At 47.4% G+C, this 25,541-nt stretch carries 14 protein-coding genes; 4 read left to right on the plus strand and 10 right to left on the minus strand.

Annotated features, from left to right (window positions below; translation table 11 throughout):
* Window positions 1-33 precede the first annotated feature (33 nt).
* The 6 genes from DU002_RS11375 to DU002_RS11400 form a co-directional block, all read right to left on the minus strand.
* The gene (locus DU002_RS11375; protein WP_114338508.1) at window positions 34-9,186 is read right to left on the minus strand and encodes a VCBS domain-containing protein; all 9,153 of its coding nucleotides are present in this window, start codon (window positions 9,184-9,186) and stop codon (window positions 34-36) included.
* Window positions 9,187-9,197: 11 nt separating this feature from the next.
* On the minus strand, window positions 9,198-10,523 hold the full coding sequence (locus DU002_RS11380) for an HlyD family type I secretion periplasmic adaptor subunit (protein ID WP_114338509.1): 1,326 nt from the start codon (window positions 10,521-10,523) through the stop codon (window positions 9,198-9,200).
* A 3-nt stretch (window positions 10,524-10,526) separates the two neighbouring features.
* Complete coding sequence (locus tag DU002_RS11385) at window positions 10,527-12,575, minus strand: peptidase domain-containing ABC transporter (protein WP_233496482.1); 2,049 nt, start codon at window positions 12,573-12,575, stop codon at window positions 10,527-10,529.
* Entirely contained in the window at window positions 12,572-14,236 is a 1,665-nt protein-coding gene (locus tag DU002_RS11390) for an ABC transporter transmembrane domain-containing protein (protein WP_114338511.1), read from the minus strand. Before DU002_RS11390 ends, DU002_RS11385 begins: the two co-directional genes overlap by 4 nt.
* 198 nt (window positions 14,237-14,434) lie before the next feature.
* Window positions 14,435-14,854: a VOC family protein gene (locus tag DU002_RS11395; protein ID WP_114338512.1), complete on the minus strand. Its 420-nt coding sequence runs from the start codon at window positions 14,852-14,854 to the stop codon at window positions 14,435-14,437.
* A 42-nt stretch (window positions 14,855-14,896) separates the two neighbouring features.
* Window positions 14,897-15,502 (minus strand): NADPH-dependent FMN reductase, encoded by a 606-nt coding sequence (locus DU002_RS11400; RefSeq protein WP_114338513.1) that lies wholly within the window; start codon window positions 15,500-15,502, stop codon window positions 14,897-14,899.
* Between the two features lie 268 nt (window positions 15,503-15,770).
* On the opposite strand from DU002_RS11400, the gene DU002_RS11405 reads away from it, so the two are divergent.
* From DU002_RS11405 to DU002_RS11415, 3 genes are read left to right on the plus strand one after another with little or no spacing between them, the layout of a single operon-like run.
* Window positions 15,771-17,711, plus strand: coding sequence for an alpha-amylase family glycosyl hydrolase (locus DU002_RS11405; protein WP_158538037.1), 1,941 nt, complete (start codon window positions 15,771-15,773; stop codon window positions 17,709-17,711).
* Window positions 17,712-17,760: 49 nt separating this feature from the next.
* The gene (locus DU002_RS11410) at window positions 17,761-18,531 is read left to right on the plus strand and encodes a putative signal transducing protein (RefSeq protein ID WP_114338515.1); all 771 of its coding nucleotides are present in this window, start codon (window positions 17,761-17,763) and stop codon (window positions 18,529-18,531) included.
* Window positions 18,494-18,706: a hypothetical protein gene (locus DU002_RS11415; protein WP_147271847.1), complete on the plus strand. Its 213-nt coding sequence runs from the start codon at window positions 18,494-18,496 to the stop codon at window positions 18,704-18,706. The genes DU002_RS11410 and DU002_RS11415 overlap by 38 nt, the downstream gene beginning before the upstream one ends.
* A gap of 22 nt (window positions 18,707-18,728) precedes the next feature.
* Here the strand turns inward: DU002_RS11415 and DU002_RS11420 are convergent, their stop codons facing one another.
* Both DU002_RS11420 and DU002_RS11425 read right to left on the minus strand, forming a co-directional pair.
* Entirely contained in the window at window positions 18,729-19,376 is a 648-nt protein-coding gene (locus tag DU002_RS11420) for a class I SAM-dependent methyltransferase (RefSeq protein WP_114338517.1), read from the minus strand.
* A gap of 149 nt (window positions 19,377-19,525) precedes the next feature.
* Complete coding sequence (locus tag DU002_RS11425; RefSeq protein ID WP_114338518.1) at window positions 19,526-20,194, minus strand: CBS domain-containing protein; 669 nt, start codon at window positions 20,192-20,194, stop codon at window positions 19,526-19,528.
* A gap of 298 nt (window positions 20,195-20,492) precedes the next feature.
* On the opposite strand from DU002_RS11425, the gene DU002_RS11430 reads away from it, so the two are divergent.
* Window positions 20,493-21,323 carry a spondin domain-containing protein gene (locus DU002_RS11430; protein ID WP_114338519.1) on the plus strand — a complete coding sequence of 277 codons (831 nt, stop codon included), beginning with the start codon at window positions 20,493-20,495 and terminating at the stop codon, window positions 21,321-21,323.
* Window positions 21,324-21,400: 77 nt separating this feature from the next.
* Here the strand turns inward: DU002_RS11430 and DU002_RS11435 are convergent, their stop codons facing one another.
* Window positions 21,401-24,466, minus strand: a complete 3,066-nt coding sequence (locus tag DU002_RS11435; protein WP_114338520.1) for an efflux RND transporter permease subunit — start codon at window positions 24,464-24,466, stop codon at window positions 21,401-21,403.
* A 5-nt stretch (window positions 24,467-24,471) separates the two neighbouring features.
* A complete protein-coding gene (locus DU002_RS11440) occupies window positions 24,472-25,530 on the minus strand; it encodes an efflux RND transporter periplasmic adaptor subunit (RefSeq protein WP_158538038.1) in 1,059 nt (352 codons plus the stop codon).
* Between the last annotated feature and the right edge of the window lie 11 nt (window positions 25,531-25,541).

Raw genomic sequence — 25,541 nt, forward strand, 5'->3', positions numbered from 1 at the left:
AACCAAGCTTTATTTGCTCATGGGGCTGTTTTATTACCATTGATTGTGCATATTGTGGAGTGCGGAGTGCATCAGCTCGTCATCGTTGACTTGGTTATCTAAGTGGTCGACCGGCTGCTCACCCATCGTGGCATCATCAAGTTTATGCTGGTGTTCATCCTGCAAGGGGTTTTCAAACGCGTCTGTAGGCTGGGTATCAAACATCTCTGCATCTTGGTTAATCTGTGTTGCTGCCATATCAGGTAAATCAGTGGCCAATGGTGTCTCAGATGCTGTCGTAATATCCGTCTGACTTATACCAACCATTTGTAAATAGTGATCGATGGGCGAACTTGCTTCTGAAGGACTAATCGGAGCTGTATGTGTATGTGACGGCTGAGCGGGAGGTGTTTCATCGGCAGCGCCAATATCTGATACTACATGGTCAAATGATGATTCATCTTCTGTGATGCTGGCGCTAAAAGCCTGTATGTCGTCCGGTGCGTCGTGCATCTCAGCAGCCGGTGGCGGAGCCACCGAAGTGTCAGGTGTGACGGTCATAGCAACAAGATGAGTAGAGGTTTGATTGTGACCACTATGGCCATGAACATAGGTCACATCCAGATTCACTTTAACATCCACATTTGATGCATGTACATCGTGATAAACAACTTGAAACACATCATGATGCTCTTCTGATACTGTTTGCCCTGCCCAATGGGTGCCTCCTGCTGCTTTATTGCCAGGAGCTGGCGCTTGGCTATAAACATAGTCAACGTGACCAGTATCTGGGTCGATAGTTAAGGTGCCATATTGGCCGTGTAGGCTAGTAGAGGTATGACCTTTTCCATCACTAATCGCCCAACCACCACTGGGTAAATGAGGGGTGAGTTGTTGTATTAACGGTGGTACAACCAAATCGCCAGATATGTGCGAGCCAATACTGCCACCGCCCGTAGGTGTGGGTGGTGCTTTAAAGCTCAAGCTCGGTACAGGATTAGCGCTATCACCAACAAAAAGCGGACTGTGTATTGATGCTAGATTACCCGCAAGATCCTGAACTGACGCGGTAACATCAACGGTGCCTCCCGGCAGAGCCTGCACCTCTGCTGCAGTTAAAGAAGTACTCCAAGCACCATGAGCCACTGCAGCTTGGTAGTGATGACCGCCAATGGAGACTGTAACTGTTTGTCCATCTTCAACCCCAGACACAGTACCGGTTATATCAATGGTTTGGTGGTGTTCACTCGCTTCAATAATATTGTCGCCGGAAATGGGGTTAACCCGAATGCTTGCGCCTGTATCTATGCTGTAGTGATGGTTATCTGTCGCGGTGGCACTGTTTCCGGCTTCATCGGTTATAGTGATTGATGCCATGATATTGGTGTGACTGCCCAGTTGGTCGGCGGGAACGTCAATAGAGAATTGATGATTAGCATCAACTGCACCGGTGTATGTGCGTGCCCCCAGCGTAAGGGTAACCTTATCTCCTACATTGACCTCGCTGCTCACTGTCCCAGTGACCGCTAGATTAGCGCTGAGCTCTGTTTGATTAAGCACGTTATCGGCGGTAACAGGATCAAGACTAATATGTGGCGAAGGTGATTGGGTGTCTAGGGTGAAACTAAGACTGCTGGCTGCTGAAGCATGCCCAGCACCATCAGTCTGTCTTACCTGTAGCTGATTCACCCCTTCAATTGGCGAAAATTGGGTACTCCAATTTTTGCCGCCGTCAATAGAATACTCTACCTGCATTCCCGCTGTTTGGCCTGAGATGCTAAGCGTCCCATCCTGAGTGACTAAATCTGTAGCCGAGCTACCGGTATCATTTGCCAGTGCTACCGTTAACGGTGCAATAATGGGAGGCTGGTATGGATCTATATGAATACTCAAGGTGTTCTGGCTATTATCCGCATAATCACCGTGCGTGTCTGTTACTCGATAGATAAGAGAAGGCACTTGCCCACTAAAAGAGTTGTTTGGAGTAAAGCTGTAGTCGCCATTGGCTGAAATCGCAATCATCCCAACACCGCTAATGTTGTGAGTTTGCCCCGCTTGAACCGTCACGTAGTGCTGCGTTACAGGATCTTTATACTGCACATCATGAAGCTCTAAGTGTGCACCATCATCCACATCTGTTGCGCCTTGGAGTAGATTCCCTGTAACCGGGCCATTGTTTTGTGGCGAATGCGGGCTAAAGCTGTGAATAATCGGTTTGTCGCTGGTGCCAGTGATAACTACTCGTGCTTGCTGCTGCGAGGCTTGTAGGTTGCTGCCCGCGCTTTGTTGTAACTGATACTTAATGTCAATGGTTGAGGCAATGCCGTTAGCTAAGTGGTTGTAGCTATTGTGGGCGGGGTCGACCTGCAAGGTATGCCCATCTCTGGCAAGCATAAAACCATCGGGCACCCGATTAGAAAAGTGGATACCGTCAGTTGAAAATTGCAATTGGCTCACGCCCGTAGCATTAAGCCCGCCAAAGAGATCGAGTGAATGCTGTGCTTCCCCTTCGTTGAGGCTGAGGCTAGGGCGATCATCATGGCCGTGAACTTGAATGTTGATGGTGTGGCTAGCGGTGCCGTCGGGTGAACTAAAGGTAAAGCTATCGGTGACAATTTGGCCTGCCTTTAAGGCATTGGTTGCGGCTAAGTTGTTGTTTAGGCTATATGCCCAGTGGCCATCTGCTTCTAAATTTATTTCACCATATTGCCCCAGTAAATGAGCTTGTGGCACAAAGTTGGCTTCGCCACTATCGACATCGGTCAGTGCCAGCAGCCCCGTAAGGCGGTTTGTAGCGCTATCTTCGAATATATTGACGTTCGATGATGCTTGTGACTGACCATTGATATGGGCCGCATCATTCACCGCCATTAAGGTTGTACTTGCGCTGGTATGGGTAACACCGCCATGACGATCGGTGACGTCATAACTAAAGTGAACATCGCCGTTAAAGTCTTTCTCAGGGGTAAAGGTGAAGCTGCCATCGGCATTGGTGCTGATTGTCCCATGATCGGCTGTTAAGTGGGTGGCTCTTAGCCAGCCTTGATCGTTGCGGTCACTATCACTGGCATGGGCTAACAAATCCTGTTGGGTTAATATAACCTGCTTGTCTTCACTGCCTTGGCTAAGTACTAGGCCGCTTTTAACGGTTGGCGCGTCGTTACTACCGTGAACAACAACAGTCACTGTCTTGGTGATTCGGCTCCCATCGGTTGATATAGCCTCAATGGTGAAGTGTTCGTTCCATTTATCACCTTGCCCTAATACTCCTGCTTTTGACTCATCGACAACGTAGTGCCAGTGGCCATCGGTATCAACTGAAAATTCACCATATTTGCCAGCAGTTTGGGTAATGGCCCAGCTCACTGAATCATGAGTATCACTATCATGGGCCTGTAGCTGACCACTGACTTGTGCGCCTGTTGATTGATGCTCAATCACATCGCCAAGATGATTGGGGGCATCAATAATTACATGATCTTCTGTGCCTTTTATCTCTACAGACAGTGCTTGGCGGGTGCCGTCTGGCGCAACTAAAGTGATACTTTCGTGTAAAGATTCCCCTTCTTTTAAACCTTGAATCGATGGGTTGCGATTATCACCGTTATACAACCAAACTAGCTCGCCCTTGTGCGGGCCATGAGAATATATTGTTAGTTCGAACTTGCCATAATTGGTTTGGATATCAAGAGGCGACCCGACTTGCCAAGTAACAGTTTTCCCACCAAACTCAATGTCGATTTGATCAACCTTACTGTCTGTATCCGTAATCGTTAGTTGATGCCATTGGGTACCAGCAAAACGGCTGCCACCAAAGTTGCCATAAGAGTTGGCACCAGGGTCAACATCTTCTTTAGCAAAATCTGTGGTTATGCCAGCAAATACTGTGTGATCATCTACAGCAGTCAAGCTAGTGGATGCACCAGTGTGAGTGATACCACCGTGGGCATCTTTCACGTCATAGGTGAAATGAACTTGGCCGTTATAATCTTTCTCTGGTGTAAAGGTGAAACTGCCGTCTTGATTATGCTTAATGGAACCGTGGTCGGCATGCAGGTTCTCAATGCTCAGCAGCCCAGCATCATTGTTATCTACATCAACCGTGTTTTGCAGCAGTTGCGCGACTGTAATGGTTTGGCGAGTATCTTCAGTGCCTGCATTCAGTTGCACTTCTGACGAACAATAGGGGCGATCATTACTGCCATGAATGGTGATGACAATATCGTGAGATGTGCCATCTTTTGAATAAACGGTCACAGTATCAGTCAGGGTTTCTCCTTTGCCAAGATGATCAATTGCGGTGCCCCTATTTGTTGCATGGCCACCTTTCCCACGGATGTTTCCAGCATCAGCATAATAGGACCACGTACCATCTTCTCGCAGTAACAAATCGCCATATTTACCGACATAATTGTATCCGACGCCATGAGAATCAAATGCAGATTCATCTGTATCAACATCAGTAATAGTTAGCGCACCACTGGCATAAAGAGGACTATTACCTAAATGACTCATACCAGGTTGAGCATAATCAGGGGACATATCTCGACCTGCAGTACCTTCGATGACATCCCCCGTATCAACCCCACCTATGACAGCGGCATTATTAACTCCAGTAATACTAATAGTAAGGTTTTGCGTAGAGCTGGCATTATGCTCATCGGTTACAGTGACCGGGATGGTAAGGGTTTTTGTGACGCCAGATGCTAAGGATTGATAACTTGAGTTGCTCGGATCGAAGCTATAGCTGCCATCAGTGTTAAATATCAGTCCATCAATTTTGGGGGTTGAGTAATGCAGTGTTGCGCCAGTATCAATATCTTGCCCACGCATTTGCCCATATATGAGGGCACCACCTTCAATAACCGTATGCGACTGTGCAGCAATCGTGGGTCTGTCATTTGTACCGTGAACCGTCATTTCAATGGTATGGGTGGTGCCATCCGCTGAGCGAATAACAACCGAGTCTTTTATCGCTTCTCCCTCTGCGAGGTGTTGAATATTTCGATTGTCCAAGGTGTAGGTGTAATGACCATTTTGCATTAGCACCACATGGCCGCCTAGCTTAGTGTCATAACCAATACCTTGGTTGGTTTGCGGGCCAATATTTGGATCAAATTTAGCTTCACCGGCATCTGGGTCTTGGATGTTCAGTTGGCCGTTATAATTCAGTTTATAGTGAGTATCGATATAGCCGCGATCTTCAGTGACACCCCGTAAGTTCGGGTTTGTTTGGGCGTCGGTAATAACTGCATTATCGGGAGATGCTGCTAGGTCAAATTTGGCTTGGGTACTAACATTGCCACCTTGCCCATCTACTACGTTATAGCTCAAGCGAACTTCACCATTAAAATCCTTATCTGGAGTGAAGGTGTAGCTGCCATCGTTATTGTTTATGAGGTGGCCATGGGAGGCTTGCAAGTTCTCGACTCGCAGAGTATCAGTGGTATCAATATCGCTTGCGTGTCTGAGTAGATCTGCGATTTGAATTATGACAGGTTTGTCTTCTGTTCCGGCTGCTAGTTGAGCCCAAGCAGTGACAATAGGCTTATCATTACTCCCCGTTACATCAACAACAACTTTATGTGGTACAGCCACTCCTGATGAGTCGGTTGCCGTTACCCAAAATGTCTCTTGTTGCTGTTGACCTGCAGCCAGCTTGTCTGTCGTGCCACCTGTTGAATTATCTAACTGATAACGCCAGTTTCCTTGCTGATCGATTGATAAATTACCAAATTGACCTTGACCTTGAGGTTGGCTAATCGCCCATTGAATACTGTCAGTTGAGTCAAGATCAGTCGCAATAAGGGTGCCAGTCGCATTCGCTTTCCCAGTAATATTTTCTCCCTGTTCAATAACGTTTCCTGAGGATACTCCTGAAATAACGGGTAAGTCGTTAGAGCCGTTAATGGTGACAGTGATCTTTTGCTCGGTGCCATCAGCAGAGTGGACTAGCAGCGTGTCGGTGAGTGACTCACCGCTCTTAAGGCCTTGAATAGCAGTCTGAGAATTGTCAGCTGTGTAGGTCCAATGACCCAATTGGTTAATCGACAAGGTGCCAAATTGGCCTTGCAATACACCTGCTTGGAATTGGTTTTCTCCAGCGTCAACATCAGTGACCGTCAGCGCCCCATCAACGCGAAGTAGGCCATTATGAACCTCTTTGTCTTCAGTGAGCGAGGCCGTGGCTGTGCCAGCAATCACGGCTTTATCGTCGGTGCCGTTAATCGTCACTGTGATTTTCTGTTCAGTGCCGTCAACACTATGAACAATTAGAGTATCGGTAACTGACTCTCCGTTTTTTAACCCTTGAATGGTCGCTTGTGAATTATCCGCAGTGTAAGTCCAGTGACCTAATTCATTGATTGAAAGAGTACCAAACTGACCTTGCAACGAGGTAGCAGCGAATTGGTTTTGGTCTGCATCGGCGTCAGTGATAGTCAGCGCCCCATCAACACGAAGTTGACCACCATGAACGTCTTTATCTTCAGTCAGGCTTGCGGTGCTGGTGCCTGCTATCACGGCTTTATCATCAGTGCCGTTAATGGTTACTGACACTTGTTGTGAAGTACCATCAACCGAGTGCACAACGAGTGTATCTGTAACAGATTCACCTGTTTTTAAACCTTGAATAGTCGCTTGTGAATTTTCGGCGGTGTAAGTCCAATGACCTAATTCATTGATTGAAAGAGTACCAAACTGCCCTTGCAATGAGGTCGCGGTAAATTGTGCCTGACCATTATCCGCATCCGTTACCGTCAGCGCCCCATCGAATCGAAGCTGCCCCTGATGAACGTCTTTCTCTTCAGTTAAACTTGCTGTTGCTGTGCCAGCAATCACGGCTTTATCATCAGTGCCGTTAATAGTGACAGTGACTTGTTGTTCAGTGCCATCCACAGAATGAACCAGCAGGGTATCAGTTACTGACTCTCCGGTTGTTAAGCCTTGAATCGTGGCTTGTGAGTTATCGGCTGTGTAGGTCCAATGACCTAAGTTATTGATGGTCAGTGTTCCGAATTGACCTTGCAGGGTTTCTGCGCTGAACTGAGCTTGGCCGTTATCGCTATCAGTAATGGTCAGGGCACCATCCACGCGCAATTGACCCACATGAACGTCTTTATCTTCAGTGAGCGAGGCCGTTGATGTGCCAGCAATCACGGCTTTATCGTCGGTGCCGTTAATCGTCACTGTGATTTTCTGTTCAGTGCCATCGACGCTGTGAACAACTAGAGTGTCAGTTAAGGCTTCACCGGTTTTTAAGCCTTGAATAGCCGTTTGTGAATTATCCGCAGTGTAAGTCCAATGACCTAATTCATTGATTGAAAGAGTACCAAACTGCCCTTGTAATGAGGTCGCGGTAAATTGTGCCTGACCACTATCCGCATCCGTTACCGTCAGCGCCCCATCGACACGTAGCTGCCCACTATGAACCTCTTTATCTTCGGTAAGACTCGCGGTTGCAGTACCACCTATCACCGCTTTATCGTCGGTGCCATCAATCGTGACAGAGATTTTTTGCTCGGTGCCATCAACGGAGTGCACCAGTAACGTGTCGGTGAGTGACTCTCTGCTTTTAAGGCCTTGGATCGTAGGCTGAGAATTATCAGCGGTGTAGGTCCAATGACCCAGATTATTGATACTCAGCGTACCGAACTGGCCTTGCAATACTTCTGCTTGGAATTGGTTTTCTCCAGCATCAACATCAGTGACAGTCAGCGCACCATCAACGCGAAGTAGGCCATTATGAATCTCTTTATCTTCCGTGAGACTGGCGGTGCTGGTGCCAGCGATTTCGGCTTTGTCATCAGTCCCGTTAATGGTGACAGTGATTTTTTGCTCAGTGCCATCAACGGAGTGCACCAGTAATGTGTCGGTGAGTGACTCACCGGTTTTTAGCCCTTGAATTGAACTTTGTGAGTTGTCTGCGGTGTAGATCCAATGACCTAATTGATTAATCGACAAGGTACCAAATTGGCCTTGCAAAGATGTTGCTTGGAACTGGGCTTCGCCGTTGTCTGCGTCAGTGATTGTTAACGCACCATCAACGCGAATTAGGCCATTATGAACCTCTTTATCTTCAATTAAACTTGCTGTTGCTGTGCCAGCAATCACGGCTTTATCGTCGGTACCGTTAATCGTCACAGTGATTTTTTGTTCAGTGCCATCAACGGAGTGCACCAGCAATGTGTCGGTGAGTGACTCACCGCTTTTAAGGCCTTGGATCGTAGGCTGAGAATTATCGGCGGTGTAGATCCAGTGACCCTGATTATTGATACTCAGCGTACCAAGATGGCCTTGTATTGAGGTCGCCGTAAATCGATCTTGCCCTGTGTCAGGAGATATAACATCGAGCTGACCCGAAGTGTGAAGCAGCCCGTTAGTAAGCTCCTTGTCTTCGGTGATTGAACCTGATTTAACGCCCGATATGACAGAATTGTGCTGTGCTGGCGAAGGAATTAATGGTGCCCCTAGGGGATCTTTTTCGCTTGAAGAGCCGGTTTGAGTGACGCTAGTATGGCCATCCGTTGGCGGGATATGGCCTTTTCCAAGCATCTGTTCTTTCGTATTTGTGTTTGTTGCTTGACCTTGGGGAGGATTAGTATGTGGCCCGGAATTATCCGGCGCTTTAACCGTTTTTTGACGAATAAACGTGGCTGCATTGTTCTCTTGCGCTGTTTTTGCGACGGATATATCAGGTGCTGTAGTAACTGGGGGTATATGAGTGTCTGTCGGTATTATGTTGCCATGGGTACCATGATACCTGACTGTACCACTACTTTTGGTCGGCGCTTCAGGCGCGTTATCGATCGACTGTTGTTGCTCTGATCCGCCTTCTGACTCTCTGCTTTGAATTGCCTTCTGCTCAACATTTGCGATGTTAATGTTAGTCTGCGCTTGTTTTTCCGCAGGATCTTCTAGTAACTGCTCTGGAGCAGATTGCTCATTTTGTGAGCTTACAGGAGCAGCTTTTGATTTCGCCGCTACGAGGTCTTCGTTGTCGCCGGTAGTTTTTAGTTCCTTATCTCTAAGCTCTTTGGCTTTTAAGCGCTTCACATCCTTATCGATCTGCTTGGACTTTTGAAACGCCTTGCGTGTTGATTTTTTGCCATGTAATGACGTTTGTTCCATCTGGCTTTGATCGTTTGCGTCAGGAACTGATAGGCCTAGGGTATGAGGTTGTTTGTTATCTTTGTCTGACTTGGTCATCAAATATCCTCCTAACGTTCACCGAAGGCGCTGCTGATGTTGGTGAAGATCGGCTTCCATAGGTATTGGAAGACAGTTTTTTCGCCGGTCACGATATCAGCCTCAGCGGTCATGCCTGGTATCAACCCAAATTGTTCGGGATTATCACGAAAATAGGGTTTTTCGATCGCTATTTGTACTTTGTAAAATACCCCGCCGTGCTCGTCGGCATCCGTGGTTGGTGATATCTTTTTTACAACGCCATCAAGGGCGCCATACCGACTGTAATCAAAGGCATCAACTTTAATTCGAGCCGTCTGTCCTACGGTAACAAAGCCGATGTCACGAGGTGATAGCTTGGCTTCCAGCAAGGCCGTTGGTGTTGTGGGAACAATAACTGCCACCGTGCCTCCCGGGGCAACAACACTGCCCGATGAGGTAGACGGTATTGATTGGATGACTCCATTTACCGGAGACAAAACGGTGGTTTGGGCGACCTGTTGGCCAGATGATTTCAGCCGAGCGCGAACCGCTAACAGTTCTGCTTGCGCGTCAGCACGTTTTTCACTGACTTCAGTAAAAAGCGCCGCTTGCTTCTGTTTTAACTGTTGGCGGTCATTAGCGAGATTTTTAGCCAAGACAAGTTCTTTTCCTTCCATTGCCTTTAGTTCACGCAAATAGCTATCAGTTTTTTGTTGGGCATCTAATATTTGTACTTGAGAAACGGCTTTCTGACCGCTCAGCGAGTTCATCATCGCCAACGTCTTTGTTGAAGCACTGATCTGATCTCTGAGTGCTGGTAATTCAGACTTAATGGCATCGAGTTCAGCTTGCGTTTTTGCGAGCCCCGTTTCTGCTAGTGCTACGCTAGCATTGAACTCTGCTTGCATGTGACCAAAAGCCTTTATCTGCTGAGATACAAGGGAAGGGTAGGTGGTTGCATAATTGGATACATTCATTTCCCGACGTTCAATAAATGCATTGTAGCGTTCTATCTGTAGCGTTAAGTTTGCTTGTTTGCTCTCTAATTCTTCCACTGCGGATTGACTATCAATGGCTAAGAAATTGGCCAAGACATCGCCTTTTTTTACGACATCACCCTCTTCCACGTTAATTGTCGCCAGTGTTCCACCTAGTTGGCTTTGTATTATCTGTCTGTGACCAAGAGGCACTACTTGACCTTTTGCCTTTGCTACCTCCTCGATAGACGTGAAAATTGACCACGTTGCTATTAATAAAATTGCGCCACTCACAATAAAGATAATGTTACGTATTAGGCGCTGTTCTGCAGGGGATTCGACTGCATCAGCGAATTCATACGCGTGCCATACTCGTTGACGAAGAGGGGATTGCTGCATAGATTAAGCCTCCTGCACGGGCTGTGATTGTGGTTGAGGTCCAGCGTAAACTAAGCAGCCTTTGTCTAGCACCAGCACTTTGTCTGCATGTTTTATTAACTCTGGATCATGGCTGCTAAATAAGACGGTATGACGCCCTTTTAGTTGTTCAAGGGTGTGCACAAATTGCCGCCTTGCGCGAGGGTTTTGATTGGCTATCGGCTCATCGAGAAGCAGCAATGGTGAGCGTTTTAATAGTGCTCTAGCTAAGCTAATATAACTGCCTTCAATCGCAGTTAACGTGCTGTAGCCTTGTTCGAATAGATCTTGATTTAGGCTGCCACCTAGAGTGTCTAAAAGAGTGGCGGCGCCTGCTTCTAGCAGTGCTTGCTGTAACTCTTCTTCTGTGGCTTCGGGACGTGAAATTCTTAAGTTATCAGCTAACGTTCCAGGGAACAGATCTGGTTGTGCAGGCGCATACCCAGCCCAGTGTCTGAAGTTGGTCGGATCGTACTGGGTTAGATTCCTGTCATTGATCGTTATAAAACCTGATTGTGGTTCGATAACGCCAAGAGCAGCCTGTAACAATGTTGATTTACCAGCTTGATTTGGTCCGATAACAACTGCCACTTCACCGGGGCATATTTCGAAATCAATACTCGATAAGACTGGCTCTTGCGTTGCGCTGAATCGCAGTGTGACATGCTGAAATTTCAATGACGGGGGACCCGAACTGTCTGGGATCTCTAGTCGTAATTCATTATTTTCAGTTTTCACTTTCATGAAGTTATCAAACTGTTGTGAAGCACTTTTCAGCATGGCCATTTTGGGTAATGATGCGAAAGCGAGCTGGGCAGGGCCGGTGATCCGCCAAATCAACATCGTGCTGGCTATCAATGCGCCAGCCGTAATACTTTGATCTAATACTAGAAATATACCTGTAAATACCGTAACCAAGGCCGTCATCAGGCTTAGTCCGTGGCTAACAGCTTGGTTTAGGCCATTTCTTTTTGCATAGGCAAAGTTTTGTTGACAGTTGATACGAGTTTGGCGAATAAACCTCTCAATCCAACCACTGTAATTACCACTGGTTTTTAGCGCGAGTAGTTGCTTGGTTAGTTCGTTAATAGAGTTCTGATGTTTAGTCGATAGCGTAGGGGAGGCTCGTTGAGCATATTTTTGCAGTCCGCGAGCTATTAGATAGTACAATCCGAGCATACCGACAGGCACAACAACTAACCAACCACTCAATAAGACGATGGTAAACAGCGCGATCAACGTGAAAGGGATATCAATTAAACCAGCGCCTCCGGGACCGGAAAACAGCATTCGAACACGCTCTGCATTTCTCAATCTGGCAATGTGATTGGATATCCCGACACGGCCTAATACCATTAGCGGCATATGTAATAAGCGGCTAAATGTCATGTCAGAAAGATCACGTGCCATACGGTTACTGACAGAACAAAGAATGGCTGCGCGTACAATGCGACAGACAACGAGTATCGCCAGTGCCAGTATGGCCCCCATTGCGATCCCTGGTAGTTCTGCGGGTGCCTGACCACCAATAACTTTGTCGTACACAGCCATAGTAAACAGGGGGACTGTTAATCCGGTAATACTTGCAAGGAGGCTTAACCAAAATACAGGGCGGTACCATTTTCGGCGTTTATCTAGCTCTTGGGTAAATCTACTCTGTTCTCCTCTTTGCCCTGGCAGATGTTCAATTAACACCATATGGGCGCCAGCCATTGAGGTGATATTGGTTAATGGTTGCCATGTCTGGTCGGCAGCCAATTGCTCTAAACGCTCATCCTTTCGCCGCGCGACAAACGCTTGTGAGTCACTTGGAATAACCACGAACGGGTGTATCGCACACATCATCTTTTTGTGGTCTGCAGGCAACACTGAAAAATCTATATCGTACCTGTCTAATTGACGATTAAATCCAATAGTATCCAAAAAATGGAGTTGAGGATCTGTGGCTATTTTATTGGCTTGAGCATACATACCTAGCTGTTGAAATAAACCGACCAATGACTGGTGTAAGTCAGAATGTTGAGTATTCATCATGCTCCCTCCTGTTGGGACAAATGAGCATGACCTGAGGAGCCAATTTCGATCTGAGCATCGCATTGGACGATCAGTGATGGGTTGTGGCTGCTTGCAACAATCGTCATTTCTGGCGTCATCTGTTTTAAGAGCGTCACTAATCTATTTTGGCCATCGATATCCAACGACACTAGTGGCTCGTCCAGTAGTAATAACGAAGGCTTTTGTACCAATGCTCGAACCATGGCGATTAGCTTTATCGCGCCTTGGCTTAGACGAGTATCCGCGCCTTCTCCGACGGGTGTTTGATAACCATTATTTAACCTTGAAATGGTGGTGGTTAGGCCTAAGTCATCCGCTAGTTTCATTGCTTCTGGTGCCAGTTCTGGATTGAACATGGTCATGTTGTCGATTAACGAGCCATCAAATAGTGGGGGCCAGCTGCTAACGTAAAGTACCGACTGAGAAAACTCATTTTGGTTGTGATGGTACTGGGGTATTTCGTTGAAGTAGATATCTCCTTCACAGGGTTTTTGCAAGCCACCTATCGTCGTTAGTAACAGACTCGCGTGGGTAAGGGGGTCTGAACGCACGACGGTTAGTCTATTTGCAGGGATAGTGAGTGATACATGGTCCAGATGAGCACATACCCTTTTTGCTGATAGTTGACAGAGCTTAATGAACGGAGCGGGTAGTTTTGCCTGATAGGTATGTGTACCTGTGAAGTGACTACTGGGTAAGTTAACGATCGTATCGACGCTCGTCATGGCTGATTTCGCTGCAACCAAACGTGAACGAAGGCTAATGATTGCACTGAGAGGAGCAACTGCTCGACCAGCTAATATCGAACACGCTGCGAGACCACCTGACGTCAATTCACCATTAAGCACTGCTAAGCACCCAACTAACACTAACAGTAAGGTTGTGCCTTGTGATGCACCTTGAATGATTTCTTGCAAGCGAGAAGCGAGCCAGTCTACCTGCTGTTGTTGTGCTAACCGTTGATGATTTAATTCGCGATACTTACTTGCGAGTTTGGTTTCCAAAGCCAGTGCTTTCGCCGTGCTAATTCCAATTAACACATGCATCAACATGCGTGTCCGTTGGCTATCACTTAATGCTACAGTATTTGTTACTTGATAGAGCTTCTTACCAAGTAACCAAACAATTAGCCCCACCACCAACCATACCGCTAGCGGAATAAAAACAAGTACGCCACCGATATAGGCTACAAGCACGAGAAAAATAACTACAAATGGAAAATCCATGATGGCTAGCGCTGCTTGTCCAGAATAGAGATCTCTTACCGTGGCAATGCTCGAAAGTCCGCTAAAGATTCTCCCTGTACCTAATTGCTCGATCTGTTGGTAATCGGCATCCATTAACGCTTGCGATGTATTTATGGTGGCAGACAGTTCAAAGTGACTTGCTGAAGCGGCAAGTACCCAACTTCGAGCGAATCGAAGTAGGGTTTCCAACAGGATCGCAATGGCCACACTAACCACCAGTACTGTTGCTGTACCTAAGCTTTGGTTGGGAAGAATGCGATCGAATATTTGCAACATAGTCAGTGGTAGGGCCAGTGACAGAATGTTAATAACGACAGACGCTAGAGCCGCTTGAGAAAACCCTTTTGCCTGTTTAATAAGTGGAAAAGGTCTGGAGGTTACCCGATCCAGCATATATTTCACTCCCCATAAAAATTTTGCTTTGAGTATAGAAGCTACTAAAAGATAGTGTTCGGAATGTGTTGATTTTTATAGGTGTATGCTGATGAGTTGGATCATCTTTTTGTGGAGCGACTGAAGGCTTTCGTTAATAGTGTTACTTCGGAGCAATCCAGAGACGCAACCGCAATAACTGCGCCTCTGAATTGATTATTAACTATAGCGATTTCTTTCATCCGGTATATCACTTAAATACTGCACGAACTCCACTTCAAATCCGGCCGGATCGATAAAGTAGACATTTTTTCGATAGGGCTCATCTGCCCCCTGTTTCGCAACCGGGTATCCCGCAGCTTCTAGACGGGCGATCATGCCGTCAATGTCATCTACGACAAAGGCGAAGTGGGCGAGTCCTGTGCTCAGGCCCGTTAATTCCCTGTTTTCACCCGTGCCCTTGTCATTGAGTGTGATGTAATTGTTTTCATCGCCAAAGTGCAGCCACTCTCTGGGAGTGCCATACCACTCAGCTTCACCGCCCCCCCTTATATGCCAGTGGGGAAAGGCGACTTGATAGAAAGCCAGTGCCGCTTTTAGATCCGGTACGACTAGGTTGATATGTTCTAATCTGATCATCTCTATTTCCTCTATATTTTTTGGGGACTATGCCCGTTACTGTTACATGCCATAAGCAAAATCAGCTTGCTGTGGATGGGGACTGTGTTGATAAGAGTGACGCAGCGGCAATAGTGCCTGAGCATACTGATGCAGCATATGCAGGTGGTAATCGATCCGTTGCCTGAGTTGCTGATCACGCTTGCCGTTAACTTCATTGCCATTAAGGCATTCGCCTACATTTCTGACGATAAGGTGGTCTGGCACCGGAACCAGCTTGAGATTTTTCAGTGCATTCATGCGCAACTCAGCGATGGGGTAGGCGCCGTTAATACCACTGACAACGGATACCAACATCACGGGTTTGTGGGCGGTATCTTCCAGTGAACTCATCAATAGGAAGTTACGAATAAGCGGTGAGGCCATGCCACCCCATTCAGGGGTAATCAATATCAATGCATCAGATTGTTGGCTGCGTTGCCGAAGCGAGTCCCATAACTCTGCGTCCTTGCCAGTCAATGTGTCACCGTCCCAGAATGGTAGTTGGTATTGGCACAGCTCAATGTGGTCTACCTGATCAAAGCCTTCTATCTTTTCAGCCAAATAGCCTGCCACCTTGGCGCTTTGTGAGCGTTTTCTTTGGCTACCGCTGACAATCAATAATCTCATTTAAGTAATCCGTTTGGTTTATTTAATGGTTAGGCTAGATTCTTTACTTAAGAAAGTAAAGCTTTTGGTTTATTTAATCGGTATTTTTTGCCGGGTCGTTCACAACCCCTTGCCACGATTGTTGTTTTGTTCGCGCGGGACAGGTTAAATGTCGACTCAAGAATCACCTCTGTAGGTGCGCTCAGGGAGAGAAACAGTGCTACGGCAGATACCTATATTTTCACAGACGCTTGCCCAGAAATTACTTATATCAATAGTCAGTTCAATAGTGTCTGTGAGTGCGTTGGCGTCAGCTCCTGACACCAGTGCGTGGTACCGACAGGCAACTGGCTACCATATTTGGATTAAGTCTTTTGCTGACTCTAATGATGAAGATCAGGTTGGCGATATTCAGGGGATTATCGATCGCTTTGACTATCTTAATGACGGCGACCCTGACAGCGGTGGTGATCTGGGAATAGATCTGATCCTTCTCTCTCCGTTTTACCTCTCTGAACGAACGTCAGATGATCCGATGGATAATATTCACGGTTATGATGTACTGGATTACTACACTGTGAATCCGCGCTTCGGTGATGAGAAAACGCTTAAATCTTTGCTGGAGCTTGCCCATCAACGCGGCGTAAAGGTGCTGTTTGATTTTGTGCCGGGCTACACTTCGATTAAGCATCCTTGGTTTATTGATTCAGCGGCAGGCGGGCAGAAGCGCAATTGGTATGTCTGGCAGGATCAACCTAGCAATGATTGGCAAGCGGCTTGGGGTGGTGGGCAGTGGCATGACGTCTGGAAGCCCCATGGTGACCGCTATTTTTATACCTACTTTCAAAGTGCAGAGATCGCGGATCTTAACCTACACAACCCCTATGTCCGTGCTGAAATGGAGAAGGTGCTGAAGTATTGGTTGGATTTTGGCTTTGATGGCGCGCGAGTTGATGGTGCCCCCTACCTTATTGAAGATGGCCCAGGTTTACAGGCCGATAGAGCCGGTACATTTAAGCTATTACAAGATTACCGCAGCATTGCTGACAGTTATTCGCCAGCCAAAGTATTACTCGCTGAGACATGGCGTCCACGTGAACAGGTCGGCAACTATTTTGGTGATGGCAGTAATCAGATCCACCTTGGTTTAGATTTTAACTGGGCTTGGGCGGTAACAGAGGTGGTTGATAATATAGCACCTGATGCGGTCGCCGATCTTAAACGCTATCAGCGTCAGAATTTCCCTTCTGGCTATCAGATGGCAACGTTCCTTAGTAATCATGATAGCTATCTCCCCCGTCCTCTGACTCGCTATGAAGGGAACGCCAATAAAGCCTTTATTGCTGCTGCACTGCAGATCTTAGGGCAGGGAACACCGATGATTTTCTATGGCAATGAATTAGGGCTGAAAGGTAAACCTAAGCCAGATGCGGAGCTACGTGCATTGTTTAATTGGCAGGATGTGGAAAGACAAACGGCTAAGCCGCATTCACTGCTTAGTGGCTATCGTGATCTGTTGCAGATCCGCCACCAATATCAGGCTATCACCCATGGTTCCGAACTGCCTGTTGTCACGCGGCAATATGGTGTCAGTAGTTTTATGCGCCTATATCAGGGCACGGGTGTTGTGATTTTGATAAACGCCAGCAGTAGTGAGCAACAGGCAACCTTGGATTTAATGCCGTTTTTTAAATCTGCTGAGAGTGAGTCATTGTCTGAAGATTGGGCTCACCTATCGCTACTATTGGGTAAGGTTAAGATCCCTGCGGTTATTGATAGCGTCACCGCAAGTAAAGTTGAAGTGGCAAGGATCCCACCAAATAGCGTCACTGTGCTCTATTTGGGCGCGGAACCTCAGAAATTGATCGACGGGTATTACCCTAATGTCGTGGCGCCGACGACGTTACCTAATATTCAAGCGCCCGCTTTAACGTCCCTTTTTTTGCGGGGCAGTATGAATGATTGGGGCGCCAGTTTGCCAATGAGTCGCGGGGATGATGGCCTTTGGACCATCGTCACTCAGCTGAGCCATGGCCGTTACGAATATAAATTTGAAGTCAGTGGTCAATCGTCATGGGGCTTAAACTGGGGCGATAATGAAAACGACCAGCGTGGCGAAGTTGACGGCAGTAATATCCGTTTGCAGTTAGCCGAATCGGGCTGTTATCAGTTCTGGTTTGATGAGGTGACACGCCGGTATGGCTTCCAGTTGGCTGAAGGGTGTGATTAAGCCGTTGCAGTGACGACGATAACGGCTTGTAGCAAAGGGATGTTTGTGAATGACGGGATCTGTTGTTGTCGCAATTTTTGATTTTCCCTATGAAGCACAAATTGCGCGGGACAATTTGGAACTTTCAGGGATACCTGCGGTGGTTGCCAATGAGCATGTAGCCAGTATGCAGCTAGGTAATTCTGCCGGTGGCATCAGGCTGTTGGTGCTTGCCGAGCATCTGGAACGAGCTAGATTAGTCCTGGCCAGTGACCACTCAAAAGATGTTTCGGACGAGTTAGGCGAAAAGGAAGAGCAGGTAGTTGTCAGTGCCACTACTGATGTTGAAGTTAATTACGTCGCGCTGGCAGAGAGTTCAAGCTCTGCATCCACCTTGGTTAAAAAGCAGAGTCTTGAGAGTATGCGCTGTTTAGCTGTCCGCCCTGAGCGTATAGTCTGGCAGCCGCTTTCTGGTACTCGAACAAGCGAAAGAAGCCACCGAATGCAGTTGACTGTTGGTGATAATATCGGTTTTCGGACGACCATCTCCGCTTATCTGGTCTCTTTTTTACCTCTGCTTATCGGGGTTGTGCTGGTTATCGCGTTAAGCCATAAACCTATCCGATCTCTCTCCATTGAGACGAGTCAATGGATCTCATATGCATTTTTCATCTTGCTTTTGTTTATCTCCTGGCAGACGCTAATGGATAAAATAACCACGCCCGATTTCGATTTAAAGGGGGCGCGTTTTATCCAAAATCATAGAGTGTGGTGGTGGCCTTGGCGGGTGAGGAAAGAGAGCTTTGCATATCGCAGATATTCTTGCTTTGCTGTGTATTGAAATCTCTCCTACCGATGATGACTCTAGCCCATTTTTTGAGTTGAGCATTGTGTTTAAGAACTATACGCGGGTCTATGTATTAGGTATGGGGAGGCGTGACCTCCTCAACGATGCTGAACTGATCTCTCTGACCATAGATAAGCCGTTGTGGCTTGCGAAAACCAAAGCCGATTAAGCAAAGCTTTTGAATGGGGCTTTTACCGTGAGTAACGCAGTACCACGCCTTTAAATGGTTTATCGAGGTAGGTCTGCTCTCGTGGCTTACTCATCTCGAAAGAGAAACCTAATGTCGCCATCTTCTTACTGAACTTGGCATGACGACCACGGCCAGGATCAACCAATATGATCTCGCACTGTGCTTTACAGTGTTGGTCGATAAAACCTGCGAGCATTTCGATATGTTCATCTTCATACAACAGATCACTACCAACGATGAGATCGAAAGTGCCTAATTCGGTGACCTCATCAGCCCAGCCAGTGCGAACAAATGGGATCTTAGGATCATCATTTAACTGGGTGTTTTTCAGCATAAAGCTTTCAACTTCGGGGTGATAATCTGTTGCGGTGATGTCTGCATTCAGGTGATTGAGTAGTAAGCTGCTAAGGCCGATACCACAGCCGACTTCTAAGATGCGTTTGTTCGCAAAGTCAAAGTCATACAGGTAATGGGCTAAAACCTGAGCAGAGGGCCAGACGATACCAAACAGTGGCCATGTGGCGGAAGATATCCCTAACTTTTCGGCAATACCATCGTTGTCTTCAAACTGTTGATTGTCGCGTAATGTACGCAGATGAATATCGATATCTTCAAATTCATGGGTGTTGTAGCTGACGCGTAAACTCATTGCTGCGGCTCTTATACAGAGGAATGGAAGCAAACAACTTGTTTAACAAGGCATGTGCCAGAGAGTTTTCACCATACATCAGCAAGCAGGGAATAGCGAATTGGCTGCCACGACGACAGGGCCTGTATTGATCGAGATTGTTTGCCGATCTAGGTCCAGATCGACAGCGGTGGATCTTTTACTACGCAATGCAATATATCGGTTCGCGATATGATGCCTTGTACTTGCCCTGATGAATCTACAACGGGTAGGGCTTCGAGCTTTTCTTCTAACATCACCCGCGCTGCTCGCCGGATATCGGTCACCGGATCTGCGGTAAGCACTTGTTGTTCCCCCGTGTCGAGAAGCATAGCTAGGGTCGATTCACGGTATGCTGCCTCGGGGTTAGTTAACATGAGGTGGTACAGTTGTGCTCTTGATATGGCGGCGATCAGTTGGTTACCTGTTACTACGGGAAACAACTTGTAGGGATACTGTTCAAAGGTTTGAAACAGACGTTCGATAGAAAAATCTGGCGTTACGCTAATCACAGGACGGCTCATTACTTGGTAAACATGGTATACCGGCTCTCGCTGCCCCTGTGACTTTAAGACCTGGTTGTACTTTGTTATCAGGCCTTCTGGTGCTTGGTAAGGCTTCTCCTCTTCCTGCGTTTCTGCAGGTGTCATGTTTTGGCGAACCGATGCTTCAATCTCTTGTTGCAACATGAACTCCTGACGCACTTCCCCCTTAGCGCTATCACTGACCGATTCCACCTTTTTGAGCATCTCGAGGGTGCCGGAGAATATACGTCCTTGGGGAGAGTAGATATAAAACATAACTTTATCCGTTGATGTCTGTGTGTTTTGGCACCGGTAACTAAGGAACCTTGGTCAAGCGCTGCGCAAGATCTGTGGGTTTGCGCAATTCGTTATTTCTTAGTGATACTTTTGTGATAACTGCTCACCAAACTGAATTTGGTTTGTAGTGAAACACTCGAAGTTCATTTAGTGGTACGTCTTGCACAGGAATAACGATCTCCTGTTTGTCGTTCAATGGCTGGCGAGAGTTTAAAACCGTTCGTCGCGTTTTATCACCTTTGATGGACGCTGAGGTTTAAAACTTGGGACAACCCTTATGCTTAAGAATACAAAGAGAGTTTTATTGACTGCGATGGTGAGCGCCATCGGTTGGTCAGGCGCTGCCAATGCAACGTATGTAAAAGTGGAAGTTAGCAGCTTGTTTGCTGACGGTGGATTGGCAATTACGCCAGTTTGGATGGGTTTTCACGATGGCAGTTTCGACAGCTTTGATGCGGGTTCCGCGGCTTCTGCTGAGCTGCAGGCGTTGGCTGAAAATGGTGATACATCTGGTATATCCGCGTCATTTACTGCCTCTCATGCCGATGGGGTGCAAGGTACGTTGGCGGCCTTTGGTGGTATGGCACCCGTTTTTGAGCCTGGGGAGAGTGCTACTTCGGATGTGTTTGAAGTGGATGCCGCTAGCAGTGGCTATTTCAGCTTTCTATCTATGCTTATTCCTACCAATGATGGTTTTATCGGCAACGACGATGCCATGGCTTACTCGCTGTTTGACATGATGGGTGAGTTTCAGGATTTGGATATTCTGGTATTGGGGTCATCTGTTTGGGATTCCGGCACAGAGCTTAATCGTGGCTTTGGTTCGCCCTTTTTAGTGGGGGCTGATGGCGAGGCTCGGCAGGATGAAAATGGCGTTGTTGGTTTTCATACCGGCCTGGATGTACTTCCCGGCGGCTTAGCGATTATTGGCGGATCAACACCTACCGGTTATACCATCGACGAGATGGCTGCTGACTTTACCCAACAGGGCTTTGAAGTGGCGAGGATCCAGATCCGTGAAGTGCCTGACCCGGCTATTATCGGCGTATTCGCGCTCAGTGCCTTTGGTGTAGCAGCACTGCGCCGGAAGCGAGGCCAGACTTTGTAGCTGATAGCTAATCTTGTGTATTTTGATGAAGAAAGCCCTCTCATACATTGAGAGGGCTTTTTACTGAAGTGTGAATACTATTTCGTTGTCGCTTGAGGCAGATTTTTAATCCTAAAACTGACTCTAAACATGATGCTGTACAGTACGGGTACAGCGATCAATGTGAGTAGCGTTGCGAAGGTGAGGCCGCCCATAATTGTTACGGACATATCGGCAAAGAAAGCATCAAACAACAGCGGTGCCATACCTAAAATCGTGGTGATGGCAGCCAATGACACAGGCCGTAAACGGCTTAGACTGGCATCGACGATGGCTTCCCGCACCGGTTTACCTTCTTCAATCTGTAAGTCGATCTCTTCAATCAACACAATAGCGTTTTTGATCATCATGCCGAAGAGACTTAAGAAGCCTAATAAGGACATAAATCCGAATGGCATATCAGTGGCGATCAGCCCGGATACGACGCCTACTACCGCCATGGGTACTATTAGCCAAATGATGAGAGGTTGTCTGACTTTACCGAATAGCAGCACGGTGACTAATAGCATGATAAGAAAACTCACCGGTAAGCCACCACCTAGTGCTTTCTGCGCATCTCTTGATGACTCGTATTCACCACCCCATTCCAGTTTGTACCCATCTGGTAGTGGGATCGCTTCTAGTGCGGGTTGCAGTCGAGTCAGTGCGGCTGCCGCAGTTTCATGAGCTGCTGGCTCTGCGAGTACACTGATGGTGCGGATCCTATTCCGTCGCTGACGCAATACGTCTTCGCTGGCCAGTTGGATTTTTTCCATTACCTGACTCAATGGAATATAGCGGCGTTGTTGTGCGCTCCATACTTGAGCGTCACGCAGGCTATCGACCGTCGCACTTTCAGAGTTTGGCGTCTTAGCGACGATAGGGTAGTCGTAGTCGCCGTCGCGAAGTTTACCCAACTGTAATCCGTTGGTGGTGTACTGCACCGCATCAGCAAAGTCGGCGCGGGTTACACCGGCGACACTGGCGTTATACTCGTCGTACAAAGGCATCATGGTGATCACTTTTTCGCGCCAATTATGTCGGGTGTCTTTTACCTGACCATCGGCACGAAACAGTGCTAAGGCTTGTTCGCCCAGCTGCCGTAATACGGTTGCATCTGGCCCTGAAAAACGCGCTTCGATTTTGGCTGCAGAGCCAGGACCAAAAATTATCCGTTTTACATAAATGTCTGCATCAGGATCTAAGCTTGCTAATTTGTCGGCGATTGTGTTTGCAAAAGCATCGATATTGTCAGCGCTATCCATACGAACCAGGAACAGTCCATAGCTTTCGTTGGCTGATTCGGGAGCGTAGGTGAGGGTAAAACGATCGGCACCTCGGCCAATAAAGGTACTCACCGAATCAACATTGTCACCGGCCATGACAACTTTCTCTGCTTCCGCCATTACGGCTTCTGTGGTGCGAATGTCTCGATTTTGTGGACCCCAATAATGGATATAAAAAATGGGGGTGTTTGACGGAGGAAAGAAGCCTTTTTTCACATTGCCAAAGTTCGCATAGGCGACCGCTGTGATGGCAATAAGAACGGCAACGGTTAGCCATCGAAATTTTAATGCGCCGCGAAGTGCAGCCAAATAGCCTTTATGCAAGAACGAGTTAAAACTCTCTTGGCTGACCTTATTTTCTGTTTTATAGAAATAGCTACCAAAGAGTGGTGTAGCTGTGACAGCCAAAATCCAGCTTAATATAAGAGAGATTAAGATGACGGCGAAAAGTGAAAACAGGAACTCTCCTGTTTGATCATCGGATAGCCCTATCCCTGAAAAAGCAGCGATCCCAATCACAGTCGCCCCAAGTAACGGCCATTGGGTGCGCTTGACGATAAAGCTTGCCGCTTCTCTGGCCGATTTGCCTTGCTGCATTCTCAGCATCATGCCTTCGGCAACCACAATGGCGTTATCGACGAGCATGCCCATGGCGATCACCATGGCGCCAAGGGAGATGCGCTGAAGTTGTAGCGAGAACAACCACATCGTCATGATTGTCCCCATGACCGTCATCAACAAGATTGAGCCAACGACGACGCCTGAGCGCCAGCCCATAAACAGACAAAGCGTTAAAGTCACAACGATGACAGACAGCTGAAGATTCAATAAAAAGCCATCAACAGATTCATCGACCACTTTGCCTTGGTCATAAATAGCATCTAGCGTGATACCTGCAGGCAATCGTGCCAATACGGCTTTGACTTGCTCTTGAACAGCCTTGCCCACTTCAACGATGTTGACATCATTTTGTGCGGCCACGGCGAGGGTGATCGCTTGATCTCCCTGGTAGCGGATCAAGTGGGGTTGTACATCTTTAGTTTCGAGCCGCAGATCTGCAAAATCTTGGATACGGATCGTCGCATTGCTGCCCGGTACAGCGAGCATCAAATTGCCGATCTCTTGCAAGTGGTTCTTAGCGGCTTCAATTGGAATGCGTACCTGATTGCCTTCTATCAGCATACGGCCACTATTAAACGGGCGCAGATTATACTGCAGTAGAGCGGCCACATCGGGGAATGACAGTCCTAGCCCTGCGATATGGTTTGGATCCATTTCCGCGACGATCTGCTCCTGCATAACGCCATTCACTTCGACTTTCGCAACGCCGGGAACCATCAGCAGATCTCGTCGGATAATGCGAGAGAACTCACGTAACTGATACGGAGTGAAATCTGGCGCAGTTAACGCGTAGTAAAGACCGAACACTTCACCGAAATCATCGACCACTTTTGGCTTGCCAGCACCATTGGGCAGACTGCCTGACATGTCTGAGAGCCGCTTACGTAGCTCATCCCATATCTGTGGTAGCTTGTCAGCATCGTAGTTGGTTTTTATCTCAACGGTGACTTCCGATTGACCTGGTTTTGAAACCGAAGTGACGCGTCGTAGCTGGGGCATTTGTTGGATAGCGATCTCGACCGGCTCGGTGATTTCACGTTCAACTTTAGCGGCACTGGCACCGGTATAGCTGGTCAGCACTTTGGCCTGCTTAATCGTAAATGCGGGATCTTCCAAGCGGCCGATATTACTTAACCCGACCATTCCGCCAATCAGGCAGACTAGGATCATGAGCCATGTATTTACAGGCGTATTAATAGAGTAGCGTGCGATATCCATGAGGTTTACTCCGCAACGTAACGTTGAACGAGTAACCCTTCGTTCATTTGCGAAACACCTGCCGATACCACTTCATCACCTTCCTCTAACCCTGCACGAACAATGGCAAAGTTGCCGCTGATGGTTGCAACGTCTATGGCTGCTGCGGTGACGGTTTTGCTCTCGGGTTGGTACTTCCATACGCTAAAACGTTGTTCGCCGAGAGGTACAATTGCATTTAGCGGTACCACTATACCCGCTTCATGATGCTTGTTTTGTACGTTCACCTCTACGTAAGCTCTAAGACCGGGGGTTAGGCGTATATCCTCAGGTGGATCCATTTCGAACAGTACTTTGTAAGTTTGCGTGACGGGATCTGGTTCGGTGGTATGTTCGATGTAATGGATATCAAATGTTTTGTTGATAGCACCATTGATAAAGGCCTGTGCGCTGATAATTTCGTTGCTGATATTGGCACTTAAAATGCGCTCAGATACGTTGAGCTCGAAGCGTACTTTGGACACATCTTGCAGCGTGACAACGGCCGTCCCTGCACTGATATAGCTATCGTTTTCTAACAAACGCTCACTGATTAATGCATCAAATGGGGCTTCCAGCTTGGAGTCACTCAGATCCTGACGGCTGTTTTCAAGGTCAACCAAGGTGATCTCAAACTGAGTTTCGGCATTATCTAAGTCTCTTTTCGCCGCGAGCTTTTTGTCATATAGAGAAAGAAGTCTATCCAGTTCTAATCGGGCTTGCTTATGGCGGGCAAAATTTTCTCTCACTCGTCGTTCAAAAGGGGCGCTATCCATCGTCGCCAGCAGGTGGCCTTTTTTAATGGTTGTGCCCTGGATCATATCGGTGAAATTCAATCGTCCAGACACTTCGAAATTCAATTTAACCGTCTTCACCGGCTTTACTGTGGCAGGAAACTGATAAGACTGTTGTTCATTGGCAAGTGTGACAGGAGATAGCTGAACCACTTTTGGAGTTGCCACATGGGTGGCAGTTGGCGCTTCATCTCCGGAACAGGCGACAAGTACCATAGACAACATAACGAATGGCAATTGGAAAAATTTCACGGGAATACCTA

It is taken from the genome of Corallincola holothuriorum (assembly GCF_003336225.1).
Lineage (GTDB): Bacteria > Pseudomonadota > Gammaproteobacteria > Enterobacterales > Neiellaceae > Corallincola > Corallincola holothuriorum.